Source organism: Nocardia acidivorans NBRC 108247, assembly GCF_001625085.1.
GTDB classification, from domain to species: domain Bacteria; phylum Actinomycetota; class Actinomycetes; order Mycobacteriales; family Mycobacteriaceae; genus Nocardia; species Nocardia acidivorans.
Genome location: NZ_BDAW01000038.1, coordinates 48,165 through 64,072, shown reverse-complemented (window position 1 = coordinate 64,072; position 15,908 = coordinate 48,165). Strand labels below are relative to the sequence as shown.

Sequence of the window (15,908 nt, the reverse complement as noted above, 5' to 3'; positions counted from 1 at the left end):
GCTCAATGACCGACCATGTGAGTATCGAGGCCCAGAACGCGTGGGTGGAGTTCCCGATCTTCGACGCGAAATCCAGATCGCTGAAGAAAGCGGTGCTGGGGTCGGCCGGCGGCGCCATCGGGCGCAATCAGTCCGATGTGGTGGTCGTGGAGGCTTTGCGCGATATCACCATGTCGCTGAAGGAAGGCGATCGCGTCGGCCTGGTCGGGCACAATGGCGCGGGCAAATCGACACTGCTGCGGCTGCTTTCGGGTATCTACGAACCCACCCGCGGCTCGGCCCGGATTCGCGGCCGGGTGGCGCCGGTCTTCGATCTCGGCGTCGGTATGGACCCGGAGGTTTCGGGCTACGACAACATCATTATTCGCGGGCTGTTCCTCGGGCAGACCCGGAAGAAGATGCTCTCGCTGATCGACGAGATCGCCGATTTCACCGAATTGGGCGAATATCTGGCGATGCCGCTGCGCACCTACTCCACGGGTATGCGCGTACGCCTGGCCATGGGTGTGGTCACCTCCATCGATCCGGAGATCCTGCTGCTGGACGAGGGCATCGGCGCGGTCGACGCGGAATTCATGAAGAAGGCGCGAATCCGCCTGCAGGAATTGGTCTCCCGGTCCGGCATTCTGGTCTTCGCCAGCCACTCCAATGAATTCCTGGCCCAGCTGTGTGATTCCGCGATGTGGATAGATCATGGACAGGTACGCATGCACGGCGGCATCGAAGAGGTCGTGCGCGCGTACGAAGGCCCGGAGGCGGGCGATCACGTGGCGCAGGTGCTGCGGGATCTGGAACGTGACACCGAACGGAATCCCGCATGACCGACCAGACCACACCGCATTTCGGGGACGATGCCCGCATCGTCGCCATTGTGGTGACCCATAAACGCAAGGATCTGCTCGCCGAATCGCTGAAGGTGCTCTCCACCCAGACGCGGGCGATCGACCACCTCATCGTGGTGGACAACGGCAATGAGGCCGAGGTCGGCGAGCTGGTCCGCAATCAGCCCATCGAATCCACCTATCTGGGTTCGGCGCACAATCTCGGCGGGGCGGGCGGATTCGCGCTCGGCATGCTGCACGCGCTCACCATGGGCGCGGACTGGGTGTGGCTCGCCGATGACGACGGCCGCCCGGACGGGCCGGAAGTGCTTGCCACGCTGTTCGATTGCGCGAAGCGGCATCAGCTGGTCGAGGTCTCGCCGGTGGTCGCCGATATCGACGATCCGGACCGCCTGGCCTTCCCGCTGCGCCGCGGTGTGGTGTGGCGGCGGTTCCGCTCCGAGCTCGGCGACGAGGATTTCCTACCCGGGATCGCCTCGCTCTTCAATGGCGCGCTGGTGTCCGCGGAGGCCGTGGACATTATCGGCGTACCGGATCTGCGGCTCTTCGTGCGCGGTGACGAGGTCGAGGTGCATCGACGCCTGGTGCGTTCGGGACTGCCGTTCGGCACCTGTCTGCAGACCGCTTACCTGCACCCCAACGGGTCGGAGGAGTTCAAGCCGATTCTGGGCGGGCGGATGCACACCCAGTATCCGGACGATCCGGTGAAGCGGTACTTCACCTATCGCAATCGCGGATATCTGATGGCGCAGCCCGGTATGCGAAAGCTGTTGCCGCAGGAGCTGGCTCGGTTCGGCTGGTTCTTCCTGATGCAGCAGAAAGATCCGCAGGGGTTCATGGAGTGGCTGCGGTTGCAGCGGCTCGGGCGGCGCGAGCAGTTCCGCAAGCCCGAGGCCAAGGCGTGAAGGCGCTGGTCAGAAAATAGTTTGCGCCGATCGGGCGGAGTTGACAGGGTTAGCCCGTTCTTGTTCGGCGTCGCGGTCGCTCCGGTGGCCGCCCAGGGGAGAGAAGGAGGTGGATTACGTGACCACAGCACGGATTGTCGTGCCCGCGCGAGGCTTTGAGCTCATCACGGCCGTCGCTGCGCGCGTATCCACCTCGAACTTCTCGCGCTGAGCCCGATGCGGGCTCACGCCCGTCAAAGGACTCCCCCATCATGTCTGTGGTCGATTTCGACCTGCTCGCTCCCTACGGCTGGACCCCCGATGTGGCCGCCGAATACCTTCCGCTGCTGGGTGATTCGCTGATCCCGGCACGTCTGCTGCGCATGGATCGCAGCGGATGCGACGTGGCGGTGCCGATCGCCGCCACCCGCCTGCCCGATCAGGCCGAGGCCGTTATCGTGCGCGCCCGCTGCCCGCGCTCGGACTCCGAGGTGAGCGGTCTGTGCACCGGCGATTGGGTCGGGCTGAGCAATGAATACGGTGAACTGCCCACCACCCGCCGCATGCTGAATTCCGCGGTGGTGCGAAAGCTGTTGCCGCGCAGAACCGCGATCGTGCGGGCCGCGGTTTCCGGGCACTCCGATTCGCGGGCCCGCGCCGCCGATCAGGTGCTGGCCGCGAATGTGGACACGGTGCTGATCTGTTCGCCCGGCGACGGGGATGTGGATCTCGGGCGCATCGAGCGCATGCTCGCCCTGGCCTGGGAATCCGGTGCGCAACCGGTGGTGGTGCTCACCAAAGCCGATCTGGCGGTGGATCTTTCCCTGGACGAGGTACGCGCCGCCGCACCCGGCGCCACCGTCCTGGCGGTGAGCGCGGCCACCGGACTCGGCATGGAGGTGCTGACCGCCGTCCTGGACGGCACGGTGGCCCTGCTCGGCCCCTCAGGTGCGGGCAAATCCACCCTTGCCAATGCGCTGCTGGGCTCGGAGGTATTCGCCACCAACGAGGTTCGCGAAGGTGATAAGCGCGGGCGGCACACCACCGTGCATCGCGAACTGCGGCCGCTGCCGGGCGGCGGGGCGCTCATCGACACCCCGGGACTGCGCTCCATCGGACTCTGGGATGCCGGGGAGGGGATCGGGCGCACCTTCAGCGATATCGAATCCCTCGCCGCCGCATGCCGTTTCAGCGACTGTTCGCACGATCGGGAACCCGGCTGCGCCGTCCGCGCCGCCATCGAATCGGGTGCGCTGCCCGAACGCCGGCTGACCAGCTACCGCAAACTCTCCCGCGAGAACGAGTGGATGGCCGCGCGCTCGGACAGCCGCTTGCGCGCCGAACGCGAGCGAGCCTGGAAGCAGATCAACAAGGATCAGCGCCGCATGTACCGCCAACGCAGCCAATTCGGCCGATGAACACCGAGACCGCGCGCCCGGGGCAGCCCGCCCCGGGGATCGGCCCACACCCGTTGGCCGCGCAGATCCTGAAGACCTGCGCGCGCTGGGGCTACGCCCCGGTCCTGCCTTCGGCCCCGGGACCCAGCAGGCTGCTACCACCCCTCTGGCAGTAGCGCCGTGTCGTCCCCGGCCCCGGCCGCTGAGGTGGGGCGGGCCGAAGGTAAGGACTCGTTCGCCTCTCGAAGGGGCCGGGGTGGAGATACTCGCGGGGCGGATAGGTTGGACGGGTGCGACGAGCTGCGACAGTGCCGGTGACGGGGCGATGACCGCCCTCGATGCGGTGCGCGCGCCGCTCCCGGTGCGACCGGGAGCGAGGCGACGATGACCGTTGTGCGGTGGGTGGCGGGTCGGCTGCGCGAGATGCCGGGCGCGCTCTGGTATCTCGGCCTGGGTGCGGTCACCTCGTTGGTATCGGTCTTCGCGGTGGCCGGGCTGCTGATCGTCGGGGCCGCCTGCCTGGTCGGAGTGGGTATTCCGGTGCTGCCGGAGGCGGTGAAGGTGGTGCGGCCGCTGGTGCGGCTGGACCGGTGGCGCGCCGGAAAGTATCTCGGGGAGCGGATTCCGGTGCCGTACGAGCCGATGGAAGGCGGGTGGCGGGAGCAGTGGGCGACGCTGGTCCGCGATCCCGCCAATCGGCGGGATCTGGGCTGGCTGGCGTGGAACGCGCTGACCGGAATTTTCCTGGGGGTGCTGGCGGTGGTGCTGCCGGTGGCCGCGGTGCTGCAAACGGTTCGACCCTGGTTCTGGCGGCTGCTGACACCCCGGAGCATCGAGGGGCTGGGGTTCGTCGTGGACTCCTGGGCACTGGCCCTGGCGGGTTCGCTCGCCGGGCTGCCGTTCCTCTGGCTGGCCCTACAGGCTCCGGTGGCGGCGCGGTGGCAAGCGCGGGTGGCCGCGTACCTGCTGGGCCCCGCCGAGGGCGCCGTGCTCGCGCATCGGGTCGCGGAATTGACCGCCACCCGGGCGGCGGCACTGGACGCGCACGGCGCGGAACTGCGGCGCATCGAACGGGATCTGCACGATGGCGCGCAGGCCCGGATCGCGGCGGTGATCATGCAGCTCGGGGTGGCCGAGCAGGTGCGGCAACGGGATCCGGCGACCGCCGACGAATTGGTGCGCAAGGCGCAGGACACCGCCACGGCGGCGCTGGCCGAACTGCGCGAAGTGGTGCGCAGCGTCTATCCGCCGGTGCTGTCGGATCGCGGTCTGGCCAGTGCGATCTCGGCGCTGGCGGCGCGCAGTCCCATTCCCTGCACGGTGGATCTCGGCCGGGGCGCACGGCTCCCGGCCGATGCGGACACCGGGAGCGGCCCGGGAGCGGCCGACGCCTTCCCGCGGCGACCGGCGGCGGTCGAGGCGGCCGCCTATTTCGTGATCGCGGAGGCGCTCACCAATGCCACCAAACACTCTCGGGCCCAGCATATTTCGGTCACGCTCGGCGGGACGAGGGACCTGCTGACCGTCGAGATCCGCGATGACGGGGTCGGCGAGGCCCGCGCTATCGAGGGTGGCGGGCTGGCGGGCATCAGGCGGCGGGCCGAGGCATTGGACGGGCGCATGCTGCTGAGCAGCCCGGCCGGTGGGCCCACCGTGGTGCGGGTGGAGCTACCGTGCGGATCATGAAGGCCGAGAACGCCACCGAGCACGAGACCGCGCGGACGGTGCCGCCGTGCGAGTGATCATCGCCGAGGACGATGCCCTGCTGCGCGAGGGGTTGGTACTGCTGTTGCGATCCGCCGGCATCGAGGTGGTCGCGGCCGTCGACAATGCCGATGATCTGCTCACCGCGGTGACGGCGGATCGGCCGGACGCACTGGTGGTGGATGTACGGATGCCGCCCACCTTCACCGATGACGGATTGCGGGCGGCGGTGCGGGCCAGGCGAATTCACCCCGGCTTGCCGGTGCTGGTGCTCTCGGCGTGGGTGGAGGACAGCTATGCGGCCGAACTGCTCGGCGACGGTGCGGGCGGGGTCGGCTATCTGCTCAAGGAACGAGTCGGCAAGGTGGATCGATTCCTGGAGTCGCTGCGGCGGGTGGCCGACGGCGGCACCGCCATGGATCCGGAGGTGATCTCGCAATTGCTGGTGCGGCGCAAGGCGGACGATCCGCTCTCGGCGCTGACCCCGCGCGAACGCGAGGTGCTGGCGCTGATGGCGGAGGGGCTCGACAACGGCACCATTGCCGAGCGCCTCGTGGTCTCCGAAGGCGCTGTGCTCAAACACATTCGGAGCATCTTCGCCAAACTCGGGTTGTTCGCGGACGAGGTCGGGCACCGCCGGGTGCTGGCGGTGCTCGCCTATCTCAATGCGTGAGCGGGCCCGGCCTTCGCCACCCGCACCGCCTCAATCCGCTTGGCAGGTCACATCATTCGCGGGCAAGGCGCCGTCCCGGAAGTAGGTGTTGACCGCCGAGTACACACAGCTGTTCGGATAGCGGCCGAAGATCCAGTGGATGGCCACATTCTCCAGCGTCACCATGCGCGAGGCGGGTAGCGCCCGGTGCATGCCCTGGGCATTGCCGTAGCTGGTGCGGGTGTCACCGGTGGACTGCACGATAAGCGCCGGGATCGAATTGTCCACCACCGTGGGTGATTCCACCGGCGGGGCCCAGAAGGCGCAGGGGGTGATGTTGTTGGCGAACGCGCCGAATACCGGCTGGGTGGCACGCGCCGCCTCGATATTGCGCCAGTACCACCCCGGATCGCGAGGTACGGCGACATCGCCGCACATGATGGCCATCTGCGCCGCGCCGTCCTCCGGATCGGCCTTCAGCATGTAGGCCAGCGACTTCAGGATGCCCGGGTCCGGATCGACCGGAACGCCGTCGGCCGCATCGGCGAACAGGCGGACCATATCGGAGACGGTGTCGTAGGTGCGCGGATCGTCGAGCGCGGTGAAGATCATCATCGGCAGCGAATGTTCGTCCACCTCGTATTCGCCTATCCGGATGGGCTTCTCGGCCGCACGGCGAATCAGATCCATCAGGGTGGCGCGCACCTGTTCGCGATTAGCGCCCAGGTGGTATTCCCCCTCCTTGGCCGCGGCCGAATCTGCCCAGCTGTCCAGGGCGGCCTCATTGGGTGCGCCCATATCGCGCATCATGTCGACCGCGCCGTAGCGGACCGGATCGACCGAACTGTCCAGCACGATGCGGTCACTGCGCTCGGGGAACATCTGGGTGTAGACCGAGCCCAGGTAGGTGCCGTAGGAGGTGCCGTAGAAGCTGGCCTTCTCCTCGCCGAGGACACCGCGAATGACATCGAGATCGCGGGCGGTATTGCGAGTGGTGAAGTACCGCAGCCGTTCTCCGCCGGAAGCGGCGCAGCGCGCGGCCAGATCGGACTGCACCGCGACGGATTCGGCATAGCCCACCGCATCCAGGCCCGCCGATTGCAAGCCGAAGCCGCGTGGCCAGCCGCAGTGCACGGCCGAGGAGCGGCCCACCCCGCGCGGGTCGATACCGATGAGGTCGTAGCGGGCGCGGACATCGGCGGTCATGGCCGCTCCGAACTCGACCGTGAAGCCCAGGCCCGCACCACCGGGACCGCCCGGGTTGGACAGGATGATGCCGCGCCGGTTCGCCCGATCGGTGGCGGCGATCCGTGAGATGGCGACGGTGATCGTCTCGCCCTGCGGGGCAGCGTAATTCAGCGGCACGGTGATATCGGCGCATTGCGCGCCCGCCGCGTCGAGCGGGGCGTCACCGCAGGGCTTCCATTCCGGGCGCTGACTGTAGAACCGGTCCAGTGCGGGTTCGGCCTCGGCGGCCGGGACGATCGGTGTGACGAGCACGGCGCCGATCACGGCGGCGACTCCGGCCACGCCCGCCACCCCCCATCCCAGTCGACGCCGGGCCCGGCGGGAACGCCGCGGTGTGCTGTGCGAGTCGGGGAGTTCGGCGGGGTCGGTGCTGTTCGAGTGACGCACGGTCATTCCTTCCAAGCGTGCGGTGCTGACGAATCGGGATGCGGCACGGGGTGGTTCAACTCGTGCACAGGGCGGCGTCCGCGACCGCCGTGGCCAGATCCGCGCTCGCCTCATCGGTGGGGAGCTGATTGACGGTGACGGTGACCGCGGTGCCGTCGGGTAGGACGCCATTGCGGGTTTCGAAGCCGGGGATGCTGCCGCCGTGACCCCAGATCTCCCGATCGCAGGAGTTCGCCACGCGAATGAGGCCCAATCCGTAACCGCCGCCGGGCATTCGATCGAAGGGTACGGTCCGCTTCATTTGCGCGAGCTGGGCGGCGGAGAGTAGATCGCCCTTCAGGAGCGCGGTGAAGAAGCGGTTGAGATCGGCTCCGGTGGAGACCATGCCGCCCGCGCTGTCGGCCCAGGAGGGGTTGAGGTCGGTGAAGTCGAGTTGCTTACCGTCGAGCACCTGATAGCCCTTGGGATGCGGTCCCCGAATGACGGTTTCCCCGGCGGCCGGGTAGTAGGTGTCCCGCAAACCCAGTTCGTCGATGACGCGGGTGCCGATTTCGGCGGCGGCGGTGTGCCCGGTGATCTTCTCGATGAGCATGCCGAGCAGCAGATAGTTGGTGTTGGTGTAGACCGAGCGCGCGCCGGGTTCGAATTGCGGTGGCATGGTCATGGCCAAGCGCACCAGGTCCGCCGGGAGGTATTGGGTCCAGCGGGTGTCCTCTCGAGTCACGTCCAGCTGTGGGGTATTCGTGGCGGCGCGCAGTTCCGGGTCGCCGCCCGCGAGGTAATCGGGCAGGCCGCTGGTGTGCTGGAGCAGCTGTCGCACGCTGATCCGGTTGCCGTCATTGCCGGTGCCCTGGACGACGCCGGGCAGATAGCGTTCGATGGGCGCGTCCGGATCGAGTTTTCCCTCGGCCACCAATTGCAGTACCACCGTGGCGACGAAGGTCTTGGTATTGCTGCCGATTCGGACCCGCGCGTCGTCCGCGATCGGTGCGCCGGTGGCGAGATCGCCCTTGCCGGCGGTCAGGGTGCGCCGTCCGGCGGGGCCGGTGATGACCACCTGCACCCCTGGGAATCCGCCACGCACAGCGGCATTCATGGCGTCCACGATGGTCTGATCGTGGTGGGCGCTGTTCGCCGCGGGCGCGGGGTCCTGGTTGGCGCAGGCCGCCGCGGTCAGCGCGGCCACCAGTCCGAGTCCGGCCAGTGCGGTCGCGCTGCGCTGCCGTCGAAGTTTCCTCATGCGAACGAGCCTAGGAAAACCACGCTGACCTGCCGATCCGGCGCACACCCGAATAGCCGGTAGTGCTGGCGCTACCCTCGCGCTTATGCAACTCGTTGCATAGAAGGCCGTTTACGCCTACTGTCCGAATTGCAGGGTTTTCGCCCCGGCCTCGCATGGACGCGCGGATTATCGAACCGGGGCGACGGCAAGGGAGAGGGAGCTGACCATGACACAAGCACGGAAACCGCTGGCGGGCCGGACCATGATCATGTCGGGCGGTAGCCGCGGCATCGGGCTCGAGATCGCCAAACGGGCGGCGGCGGACGGGGCGAACATCACCCTGATCGCCAAGACCGACACCCCGCATCCGAAGCTGCCGGGCACCATTCATACCGCGGCGGCGGAGTTGGAGCAGGCGGGCGGCACCGTGCTCAAGTACGTCGGCGATGTGCGCGATGACGGGGCCGTCGCCGAGGCGGTACAGCAGACCGTGCAACGCTTCGGCGGTATCGACATCGTGGTGAACAACGCGTCGGCAATCGACCTGTCCCCCACCGAGATTCTGCCCATGAAGAAGTACGACCTCATGCAGGACATCAATGCCCGCGGCAGTTTCCTGCTCTCCAAGACCTGCATTCCGGCGCTGAAGGATTCGGCGCAGGCGGGCCGCGATCCACACATCCTGACGCTGTCCCCGCCGTTGAACCTGGATCCGAAATGGGCGGGTTCCTCGCTCGGCTACACCATCGCCAAGTACGGAATGTCGCTCACCACACTGGGTTTGGCCGAGGAACTGCGCAAATACGGTATCGGCGTGAACTCGCTGTGGCCGCGCACCACCATCGCCACCGCGGCGGTCCGCAACCTGCTCGGCGGTGAGGAGATGGTCTCCACCTCGCGCACCCCCGACATCTACGCCGACGCCGCCTACCTGGTCCTGACCTCCCCCGCCAAGGACACCACCGGCAATTTCTTCATCGATGACGAAGTCCTTGCCGCCCACGGCATTACCGATCTGGACAAGTACCGGGTGATCCCGGGCGACGGCCCGCTCACCACGGACCTGTTCCTCTGACACCATCCTTCGAATGGCGGGTCGCGGGTGCGCGGTCCGCCGTTCTCATGCCTCGACCGCGGCGGCGACGCGCTCGAGCACGGCGCGGACCACCACGCGGTGGCCACCGCTCCCGATGACGAGGGCTCGGTAGACGCGGCCGTGTAGGCCGGGGAACTCGCCCCAGCTCTCGGCGGTGAGGCGGGTGACGGTGGGGGATTCCTCGGCGAGGAGGAAGACCAGGGCGTAGCGGGAGAAGGGGTGGTGGCCGGTCAGGGCCAATCGATTCGGCGGGTCGGCCTCGTCGACGGTGAATCCGCGCGGAAGTGTGCTGAGATCATCCGGGTCTTTGCAGGTCGTGCGCAGCAGGGCGGACCAGGTTCGGGCGCGATCCGCGGGGATTATTGTGGAATGCTGATCGATATAGGGCAAACGCTCCATATAGAAGGACTGTACTAGTTCATGGCACCTCCCCGGAAGCACGACACCGATGTGATCCTCGACGCGGCGCGCACCCTGGTGCTGCGCGAGGGTCCACGCGCGGCCAGCGTCGCCGCCATCGCCGAGGCGAGCGGCGCGCCTGTCGGCACGCTGTACCACCGGTTCGGCAATCGCAATGGTGTGCTGACGGCCGCCTGGATACGGGCGCTGGACCGATTCCAAACCGGTGTGCTCGGCGCGGCCGCCGCCCAGGATGATCCGCTCGAGGCCGCGGTGGCCATGACCGGCGCCGCGCTCGCCTTCGGCCGGGAGCGGCTCGAGGATGCGAAACTGCTGCTGAACCTGCGGCCGCGCGACCTCCTGGACGGCGCGCCGGACACCCAATTCAACGACCGGCTGGCCGCCATGAACGAACCCCTCTTCGCGACGCTGAGCCGAATCGCCCGGGGCATCTACGGATCCGACGGTGAACGCGAACTCGACGCCGTGCGCCGCGCCGTGGTGGACCTGCCCTACGGCGCACTGCGCCGCTACGCCTACACCGACGAGTTCCCGGACTGGCTGGACGCCGACCTGGTGGCGGCGACGCGGGCGCTACTCACCGCACACGAATAGCCCGTCATCCCGGCGCGTTTCGGCCGGGATCCACACCGGGGGCGAGTCAGCCGATTGTGTGGATCCCGGCCGAAAGCATGCCGGGATGACGAGGGGACTTCGTTCTCGATTCAGTTCACTTCGGGTCGATGCCGTAGAGGCGTTCCCAGTTCTCACGGCTGGTGAGTTCGGGCATGGCGGCGCGCCATTGCCGTTGCAGGCTCGGGAGTTCCTTGCGCAGCTGCTTGAGCACGCGGTAGGCGCGCACCAGCAGGCGGCGCGCGGTTTCCTTGTCGCGGCGGCGAATTCGCACACCGGACTGGGAGGCGTCGGTCACGACCACGTGATCGTAGAGACTGATATGCCACCAGTGCGCGTCCTCGCGGGTGACGCCGACGACGCCCGGAATGGTGCGGCCGGTCCACTGGGTGAGGGCGCGCTTGAACAGGATGAGCAGCGGACGGCTGGGTTCACCGCCGGCGCGGCGCACATGCACGTGGGCGTTGACGACCGGTGCGGTCGCCGCCGGATGCTTGATGGTCTCGGGATAGTCCGCGCGGGAACCGCGCGCGGTCTCGAGCGCCTCGATGCCGCCGTCCCGCAACGCCTTCGGGCCGCGCAGATAGTCCTCGATGCCCGCGAGCGTGGTGTGCGCCAGACCGTACTGCATGCCGACCAGGAACTCGCCGATCTCCCGGAACAGCTGGCGGGTAACGGCTTTCGGATCCAGATCGGTGTGCAGCGAGGAGACGATGAGCGAATTGCGCGAGGAGAAGTAGCGCGCCCAGTCGTCGAAATCCTTCCAGTAGAAGTCGGCGTGCCACACGGCGGCGTTCGGCAGGGTGACGGTGACGAAACCGTTCTCCCGTGCGCGCAAACCGTATTCGACATCGTCCCACTGGAAGAAGATCGGTACCGGCAGCCCGATCTTCTTGACCACCTCGGCCGGGATCAGGCAGGTCCACCACGCCTGGTAGCCCGCGTCCACGCGGCGTTCCTGATGCTTCTTGAGCATGCTGGTGTTGCGCAGCGCCTTGGACACCTTCTGGCCGTGCCGCAGCCGGGCCAGATCGGTCTCCTCGGCGCCGACATTGAGGTAGTCGGGATTGAACAGGAAGAGCATCTGCGCGCCCACCAGGGTGGGTTCGACGGTCATATTCGCGAAGGCGTTGAGCCGCAACACCGTTTCCGGCTCGCACAGGATGTCGTCGTCCATCAGGATGACGTCGGCATGCTCGTTCGCACCGGAGACCTCGTACAGCCCGCGCGTGAAACCGCCCGCGCCACCGAGATTCGGCTGCCGGATATACCGCAGCTTGTCACCCAGCTTGGGCGCGGTCTCGGCGAAGACCGGCTGATCCTGCACCAGATCGGTGCCCTGATCGACCACGTACACCGCGTCGATGGCGTTCAGCACGGTCGGATCCGAGGCGAGCGCGGCCATGGTGGCGGCACAGTCCGGTGCGCGATTGAAGGTGCAGATGGCAATGGCCACCGGGCGCACTGTCTCCGGCGCGGGCGCGGTCCACTCCAGATCGGAGATGGTGACCTCGCCGCCGATGGCGTCGACCTCGATCCACAGTGCGCCGCCGTCGATGAACATGTCCAGTGCGGCGGTCAATACGACCCGCCCGGATTCGCTGGTTTGCGCGGTGGCCGCGACACGCCGGTGCCCGGCGATATCGGAGGCGGCCAGTCGCACCTTGGTCTTACCGCCGACCTCGAGGGTCATGGCGACCTGGACGGCGGTGACCGAGGTCCAGCGCTGCCAGTAGCTGGCGGCGAAACGCCCGAAGTAGGTATTGGTGTGCGCGGTCGCGCCCTTGTCCAGCCGCAGGCTGAACCGTTCGCGATGGGCCTTACCGCCCTTGACGACCGCGTACAGCTCATCGCTGATGCGCGGGGCGGGGCCGGTGAACAGGCCGCGCGCCAACACCAGGCGATCGGGAGCCGCATGGTCCGCACGTAGCGTCGCGGGGGCTCCGGCGGTCAGCCGATCATTGGTTTCGGTCACGGCTGGTCCAGCCGACGTATCCATGAATTCCCTCGACATCCCTCGAAAACAACAGACACCGGCAACACCCGACGTAGGACGCACACCTACTGTCACCGCTCGGCCGGGCGAGAATATCAATAACCATTTGCCTTCGCTGCGCTCCGGCGGGGTTAGCGGCCCGGGAGCCCGATTCTTCCCTCCCTCCGCTCCCCCGCCGCGCTCCTCCGCTCCCCTCGGTCCAGAAACGGGCGGGCCGCTAACCACCTTGGTGCACAGCGATAGTCGCGGGCGTCAGTGCGTTTCCTCGCGCGCGCCGGTGAAGACGAATTTGTCGTATGCCCAGTAGCGGAAGACAACGGCGACGATCTGGCCGACCAGTGTTCCGGAGATGTTGTCCGCCAACGGACTAGACAGGTCCAGCACATACCGGGAGAAGCCGAGGCAGCCCAGTTGCAGTCCGATGGCAACCACATTGAACAGCGCGTAGAGGACATATTCGCGGGTCTGGCTACCGCCCTTCTTGTGTGCGAAAGTCCACCATTTGTTGCCGAAATAGGTGACCACGGTGGCGACGCCGATAGCGATGATCTTGGCGAGCAAGGGCTGATGGAACAGCGGGCCCTCCCCACCGGCGAACACCAGCAGGTTGTAGGCGCCCGCGTCGACTGCGAAGCCGAGCAGGCCCACGACCAGGAACGCGCCGCCCTGGCGCAGCGCCGCGCGCACCTTGTCGATCAGGGACTGCGGGACGATCTCGGCGGATTCCGCGGGGCTGACGCCGGGGGCGGCCGACTCACTGCTGGGCACTCGGCGACGGTACCGCAGCATTCTCGGGTACCCTCCCCGTGTTCGTATTCGCCTTCCGATCACATCGAGGATTGACCGGGTGGACCCCACCGAGCTCCGAATTGCCGCCGTGGTTCCGTGCCACAACGAAGAGGCCTCGGTCGCACAGGTCGTCACCGACCTCAAGGCCGCCGTGCCCGGAATCGTCGTATACGTCTACGACAACCGGAGTACCGACGCGACCGCCGAGCGGGCGCGCGAGGCGGGCGCGATCGTGCGTCACGAATATCGCAAGGGCAAGGGCAATGTGGTGCGCCGTGCCTTCGCCGATATCGAGGCCGACGTCTATTTGATGATCGACGGCGATGACACCTATGACGCCTCCGCCGCGCCGCGCATGATCGAGGCGCTGCTATCGGGACCGTACGACCATGTGCTGGGCGTGCGCCGCGAGATCGCGGGCGAATCCGCGTACCGCCCGGGTCATGAGACCGGCAATAAGGTGCTCAATGGCGTTGTCGCGCAGGTGTTCGGCGAGAATGTCGAGGACATGCTGAGCGGATACCGGGTGTTCTCCCGGCGTTTCGTGAAGAGCTTCCCAGCGGTATCGCGCGAATTCGAGATCGAGACCGAATTGACCGTGCACTCACTGCATCTGCGGGTTCCGCAGACCGCGGTGCCGGTCGGTTTCAAGGATCGGCCCGAGGGCAGCGAATCCAAGCTGCGCACCTACACCGACGGCTTCAAGATCCTGCGGCTCATCGTCGGCCTGGCCCGGCATGAGCGCCCGGTCGCGTTCTACGGCCTGTTCGGCACGCTGGCCTGGTTGATCTCGATCATTCTGATCACGCCGATAGTGATCCAGTTCTACGAGATCCACGAGGTGCCGCGCTTCCCGACGCTGTTCCTGGGCTTCACACTGCTGCTGCTGGGTTCGCTGGCCTGGACCGCGGGCCTGGTGCTGGACGGCATCCGCCGCTCCCGGCACGAGGCGGCGCGGCTGATGTACCTGCGCTACTCCGCGGTGGGCGCGAACACCGAGGCCGAGGAACACACCGGCGGTACCCGTCGATGACCGCCCTCGACCGTCCAGCAGAATCGGACATCGTGGCCACCGCAACGAGCGACACCCCGCACGACGAATCGACCGCCCCGGCGGTTCGGCCGGAGACCGGAGCCGCACAGCCGGTTCCGGCGCCCGCCGAGCCCACCGAGGCCGGGTGGCGGCGGGCCGCGGCGCGGATCGAACAGCGCGTCGGCGCGGCCACGCTGGCATTCCTGTTGCTGGCCGGTGTCTTCGGCGCGGTGTGGTCGGTGGTGACGCCGCCGTTCTGGGGTCATGACGAGATCACCCAGTTCGGGCGGGCCTATCAGGTGGCGCACGGCGGTTTCACGCCGGAGAAGATCCACGATGACCGCGGACCCGCCTGGGGCGGGCAGGTGCCGGTCACCATCAACGCGTTGTCGGGCTACGCCTTCAACGATTACAACAGCAAGCGCGATGAGCCCGAGCCCATGGTCGAGGACCCGCACGCCTATGACGTGCTGGGCGCCCTGCCGGTGTCGAAGCAGACCTCGCAGGTGTGGTTCACCAATACCGCCGCCTACTCCCCCGTCCCGTATCTGCCTGCCGCAGCGGGCATTCGACTCGCCGAGGCGCTGGATCTGAATGTCGGCGGCATGGTGCTGGCGACCCGCTGGGCCGGACTGCTGGCCTATCTGCTGATCGTCGGATTCGCGCTGCGCGCGCTGCGCGGTCATCGGGTGCAGTGGCTGGCGCTGACGGTGGCCGTGCTGCCGATCGCGGTCTTCCAGGCCGGGACCGTCACCGCCGATACGGTGACCAACGCACTGGCACTGGTGGTTTCGGCGCTCATCGTGAAGAGCCTGTTCCTGGGGCAGCGGCTGTCGCGGCCGGAAACCGTTGTGGCGCTTGCCTCGACGATTCTGCTGCCGGTCTGCAAGCCCACCTATGTGCTGCTGGCCATGCTCACCGTGCTGATTCCGGCGCAGCGGCTGGGCTTCGGCAGCGGTGAGCGTCCGGCCCCCTGGCAGCGCGCGCTGCCGTGGGCCGCGGCGGCGATCGGCGGTGTGTCGTTCGCGGTGTGGATGAAGATCGCCGCCCCCACCGGCGACGGTATGAGCCTGATGCGCGGCAAGGACCAGTGGGGTTCGGTGCGTCCCGGTGACCAGCTCGGAGAAATCCTCGGTGACCCCGGGCATTTCGTGAGCGTGTTCGGCGACAGCATCGCGCGCCGGGACGACCGCTGGTTCACCCAGTTCTTCGGTGAACTCGGCTTCGCCTACATCGATGTTCCGGCGCTGACCATCTGCGCCAGCCTGCTGGCCTTCGCGGTGAGCATCGGCATCGCGGACCGCATGGCCGGCGATCGGCTGCGCACCTGGCTGGTACTGCTCACCATGCTGGCCAGCGTCGCCATGATCTACGTGACCCTGTACATGTCCTTCACGCCCGTCGGCTATTTCATCATCGACGGCGTCCAGGGCCGCTACTTCGTTCCGCTGGCGCTGCTCACCCTCGCGGTTTTCCTGCGCTGGATGCCCTTGCGCCTCACCGGAACCGACGGCCGCACCCCCGTGCGCGGCCCGGCCGTGGTCATTGTGGTGGCCACCGCGATAGCCCTGACCGCGGCGGTTGTCAAGTACTCCACCCTGGTCTGGGGCTGAGTTCACCCCGGGT

The 15,908-nt window shown here is 67.5% G+C and carries 15 protein-coding genes; 10 read left to right on the top strand and 5 right to left on the bottom strand.

Annotated elements, in window-relative coordinates:
• The first annotated feature begins 5 nt into the window (after window positions 1-5).
• The 6 genes from wzt to NA10_RS21415 all read left to right on the top strand — a co-directional run bounded on the left by wzt (window position 6) and on the right by NA10_RS21415 (window position 5,500).
• Window positions 6-821, top strand: coding sequence for a galactan export ABC transporter ATP-binding subunit Wzt/RfbE (gene wzt / locus NA10_RS21435; protein ID WP_067570721.1), 816 nt, complete (start codon window positions 6-8; stop codon window positions 819-821).
• Window positions 818-1,747 (top strand): galactofuranosyltransferase GlfT1, encoded by a 930-nt coding sequence (gene glfT1 / locus NA10_RS21430; protein ID WP_067570719.1) that lies wholly within the window; start codon window positions 818-820, stop codon window positions 1,745-1,747. The genes wzt and glfT1 overlap by 4 nt, the downstream gene beginning before the upstream one ends.
• Before the next feature lie 251 nt (window positions 1,748-1,998).
• The gene (gene rsgA / locus NA10_RS21425) at window positions 1,999-3,144 is read left to right on the top strand and encodes a ribosome small subunit-dependent GTPase A (RefSeq protein ID WP_084515093.1); all 1,146 of its coding nucleotides are present in this window, start codon (window positions 1,999-2,001) and stop codon (window positions 3,142-3,144) included.
• Window positions 3,141-3,299, top strand: a complete 159-nt coding sequence (locus NA10_RS36965) for a hypothetical protein (RefSeq protein WP_157556658.1) — start codon at window positions 3,141-3,143, stop codon at window positions 3,297-3,299. Before rsgA ends, NA10_RS36965 begins: the two co-directional genes overlap by 4 nt.
• Window positions 3,300-3,507: 208 nt before the next feature.
• Window positions 3,508-4,809, top strand: a complete 1,302-nt coding sequence (locus NA10_RS21420; protein WP_067570717.1) for a sensor histidine kinase — start codon at window positions 3,508-3,510, stop codon at window positions 4,807-4,809.
• A gap of 46 nt (window positions 4,810-4,855) precedes the next feature.
• Complete coding sequence (locus tag NA10_RS21415) at window positions 4,856-5,500, top strand: response regulator (RefSeq protein WP_067570715.1); 645 nt, start codon at window positions 4,856-4,858, stop codon at window positions 5,498-5,500.
• Window positions 5,501-5,530: 30 nt separating this feature from the next.
• Here NA10_RS21415 and NA10_RS21410 read toward each other — a convergent pair whose 3' ends face one another.
• Window positions 5,531-7,114 carry an alpha/beta fold hydrolase gene (locus NA10_RS21410; protein WP_245677631.1) on the bottom strand — a complete coding sequence of 528 codons (1,584 nt, stop codon included), beginning with the start codon at window positions 7,112-7,114 and terminating at the stop codon, window positions 5,531-5,533.
• A gap of 55 nt (window positions 7,115-7,169) precedes the next feature.
• Window positions 7,170-8,354: a serine hydrolase domain-containing protein gene (locus NA10_RS21405; RefSeq protein WP_067570714.1), complete on the bottom strand. Its 1,185-nt coding sequence runs from the start codon at window positions 8,352-8,354 to the stop codon at window positions 7,170-7,172.
• Between the two features lie 208 nt (window positions 8,355-8,562).
• Between NA10_RS21405 and NA10_RS21400 the strand changes: the two genes are divergently transcribed.
• Entirely contained in the window at window positions 8,563-9,411 is an 849-nt protein-coding gene (locus NA10_RS21400; RefSeq protein ID WP_067570713.1) for an SDR family oxidoreductase, read from the top strand.
• A 45-nt stretch (window positions 9,412-9,456) separates the two neighbouring features.
• Here NA10_RS21400 and NA10_RS21395 read toward each other — a convergent pair whose 3' ends face one another.
• Window positions 9,457-9,831, bottom strand: coding sequence for a hypothetical protein (locus NA10_RS21395; protein ID WP_067570712.1), 375 nt, complete (start codon window positions 9,829-9,831; stop codon window positions 9,457-9,459).
• Between the two features lie 21 nt (window positions 9,832-9,852).
• Here NA10_RS21395 and NA10_RS21390 point away from each other — a divergent pair, with 21 nt between their 5' ends.
• A complete protein-coding gene (locus tag NA10_RS21390; protein ID WP_067570708.1) occupies window positions 9,853-10,446 on the top strand; it encodes a TetR/AcrR family transcriptional regulator in 594 nt (197 codons plus the stop codon).
• Window positions 10,447-10,561: 115 nt separating this feature from the next.
• On the opposite strand, the gene NA10_RS21385 is transcribed toward NA10_RS21390, so the two are convergent.
• Both NA10_RS21385 and NA10_RS21380 read right to left on the bottom strand, forming a co-directional pair.
• The gene (locus tag NA10_RS21385; protein WP_067570779.1) at window positions 10,562-12,463 is read right to left on the bottom strand and encodes a glycosyltransferase; all 1,902 of its coding nucleotides are present in this window, start codon (window positions 12,461-12,463) and stop codon (window positions 10,562-10,564) included.
• Between the two features lie 249 nt (window positions 12,464-12,712).
• Window positions 12,713-13,228 carry a GtrA family protein gene (locus NA10_RS21380; RefSeq protein ID WP_245677630.1) on the bottom strand — a complete coding sequence of 172 codons (516 nt, stop codon included), beginning with the start codon at window positions 13,226-13,228 and terminating at the stop codon, window positions 12,713-12,715.
• Between the two features lie 79 nt (window positions 13,229-13,307).
• On the opposite strand from NA10_RS21380, the gene NA10_RS21375 reads away from it, so the two are divergent.
• Together NA10_RS21375 and NA10_RS21370 are read left to right on the top strand one after the other, a co-directional pair.
• Entirely contained in the window at window positions 13,308-14,282 is a 975-nt protein-coding gene (locus NA10_RS21375; RefSeq protein WP_067570706.1) for a glycosyltransferase, read from the top strand.
• 32 nt (window positions 14,283-14,314) lie between these two features.
• Window positions 14,315-15,895, top strand: coding sequence for a DUF2142 domain-containing protein (locus NA10_RS21370; protein WP_245677629.1), 1,581 nt, complete (start codon window positions 14,315-14,317; stop codon window positions 15,893-15,895).
• The last annotated feature ends 13 nt before the right edge of the window (window positions 15,896-15,908 follow it).

What these genes read in the sequence shown, in the direction of transcription:
- wzt (WP_067570721.1), top strand. Translation starts at nt 6, where the DNA reads ATGACCGACCATGTGAGTATCGAGGCCCAGAACGCGTGGGTGGAGTTC.
- glfT1 (WP_067570719.1), top strand. Translation starts at nt 818, where the DNA reads ATGACCGACCAGACCACACCGCATTTCGGGGACGATGCCCGCATCGTC.
- rsgA (WP_084515093.1), top strand. Translation starts at nt 1,999, where the DNA reads ATGTCTGTGGTCGATTTCGACCTGCTCGCTCCCTACGGCTGGACCCCC.
- NA10_RS36965 (WP_157556658.1), top strand. Translation starts at nt 3,141, where the DNA reads ATGAACACCGAGACCGCGCGCCCGGGGCAGCCCGCCCCGGGGATCGGC.
- NA10_RS21420 (WP_067570717.1), top strand. Translation starts at nt 3,508, where the DNA reads ATGACCGTTGTGCGGTGGGTGGCGGGTCGGCTGCGCGAGATGCCGGGC.
- NA10_RS21405 (WP_067570714.1), bottom strand. Translation starts at nt 8,354, where the DNA reads ATGAGGAAACTTCGACGGCAGCGCAGCGCGACCGCACTGGCCGGACTC.
- NA10_RS21400 (WP_067570713.1), top strand. Translation starts at nt 8,563, where the DNA reads ATGACACAAGCACGGAAACCGCTGGCGGGCCGGACCATGATCATGTCG.
- NA10_RS21395 (WP_067570712.1), bottom strand. Translation starts at nt 9,831, where the DNA reads ATGGAGCGTTTGCCCTATATCGATCAGCATTCCACAATAATCCCCGCG.
- NA10_RS21390 (WP_067570708.1), top strand. Translation starts at nt 9,853, where the DNA reads ATGGCACCTCCCCGGAAGCACGACACCGATGTGATCCTCGACGCGGCG.
- NA10_RS21385 (WP_067570779.1), bottom strand. Translation starts at nt 12,463, where the DNA reads ATGGATACGTCGGCTGGACCAGCCGTGACCGAAACCAATGATCGGCTG.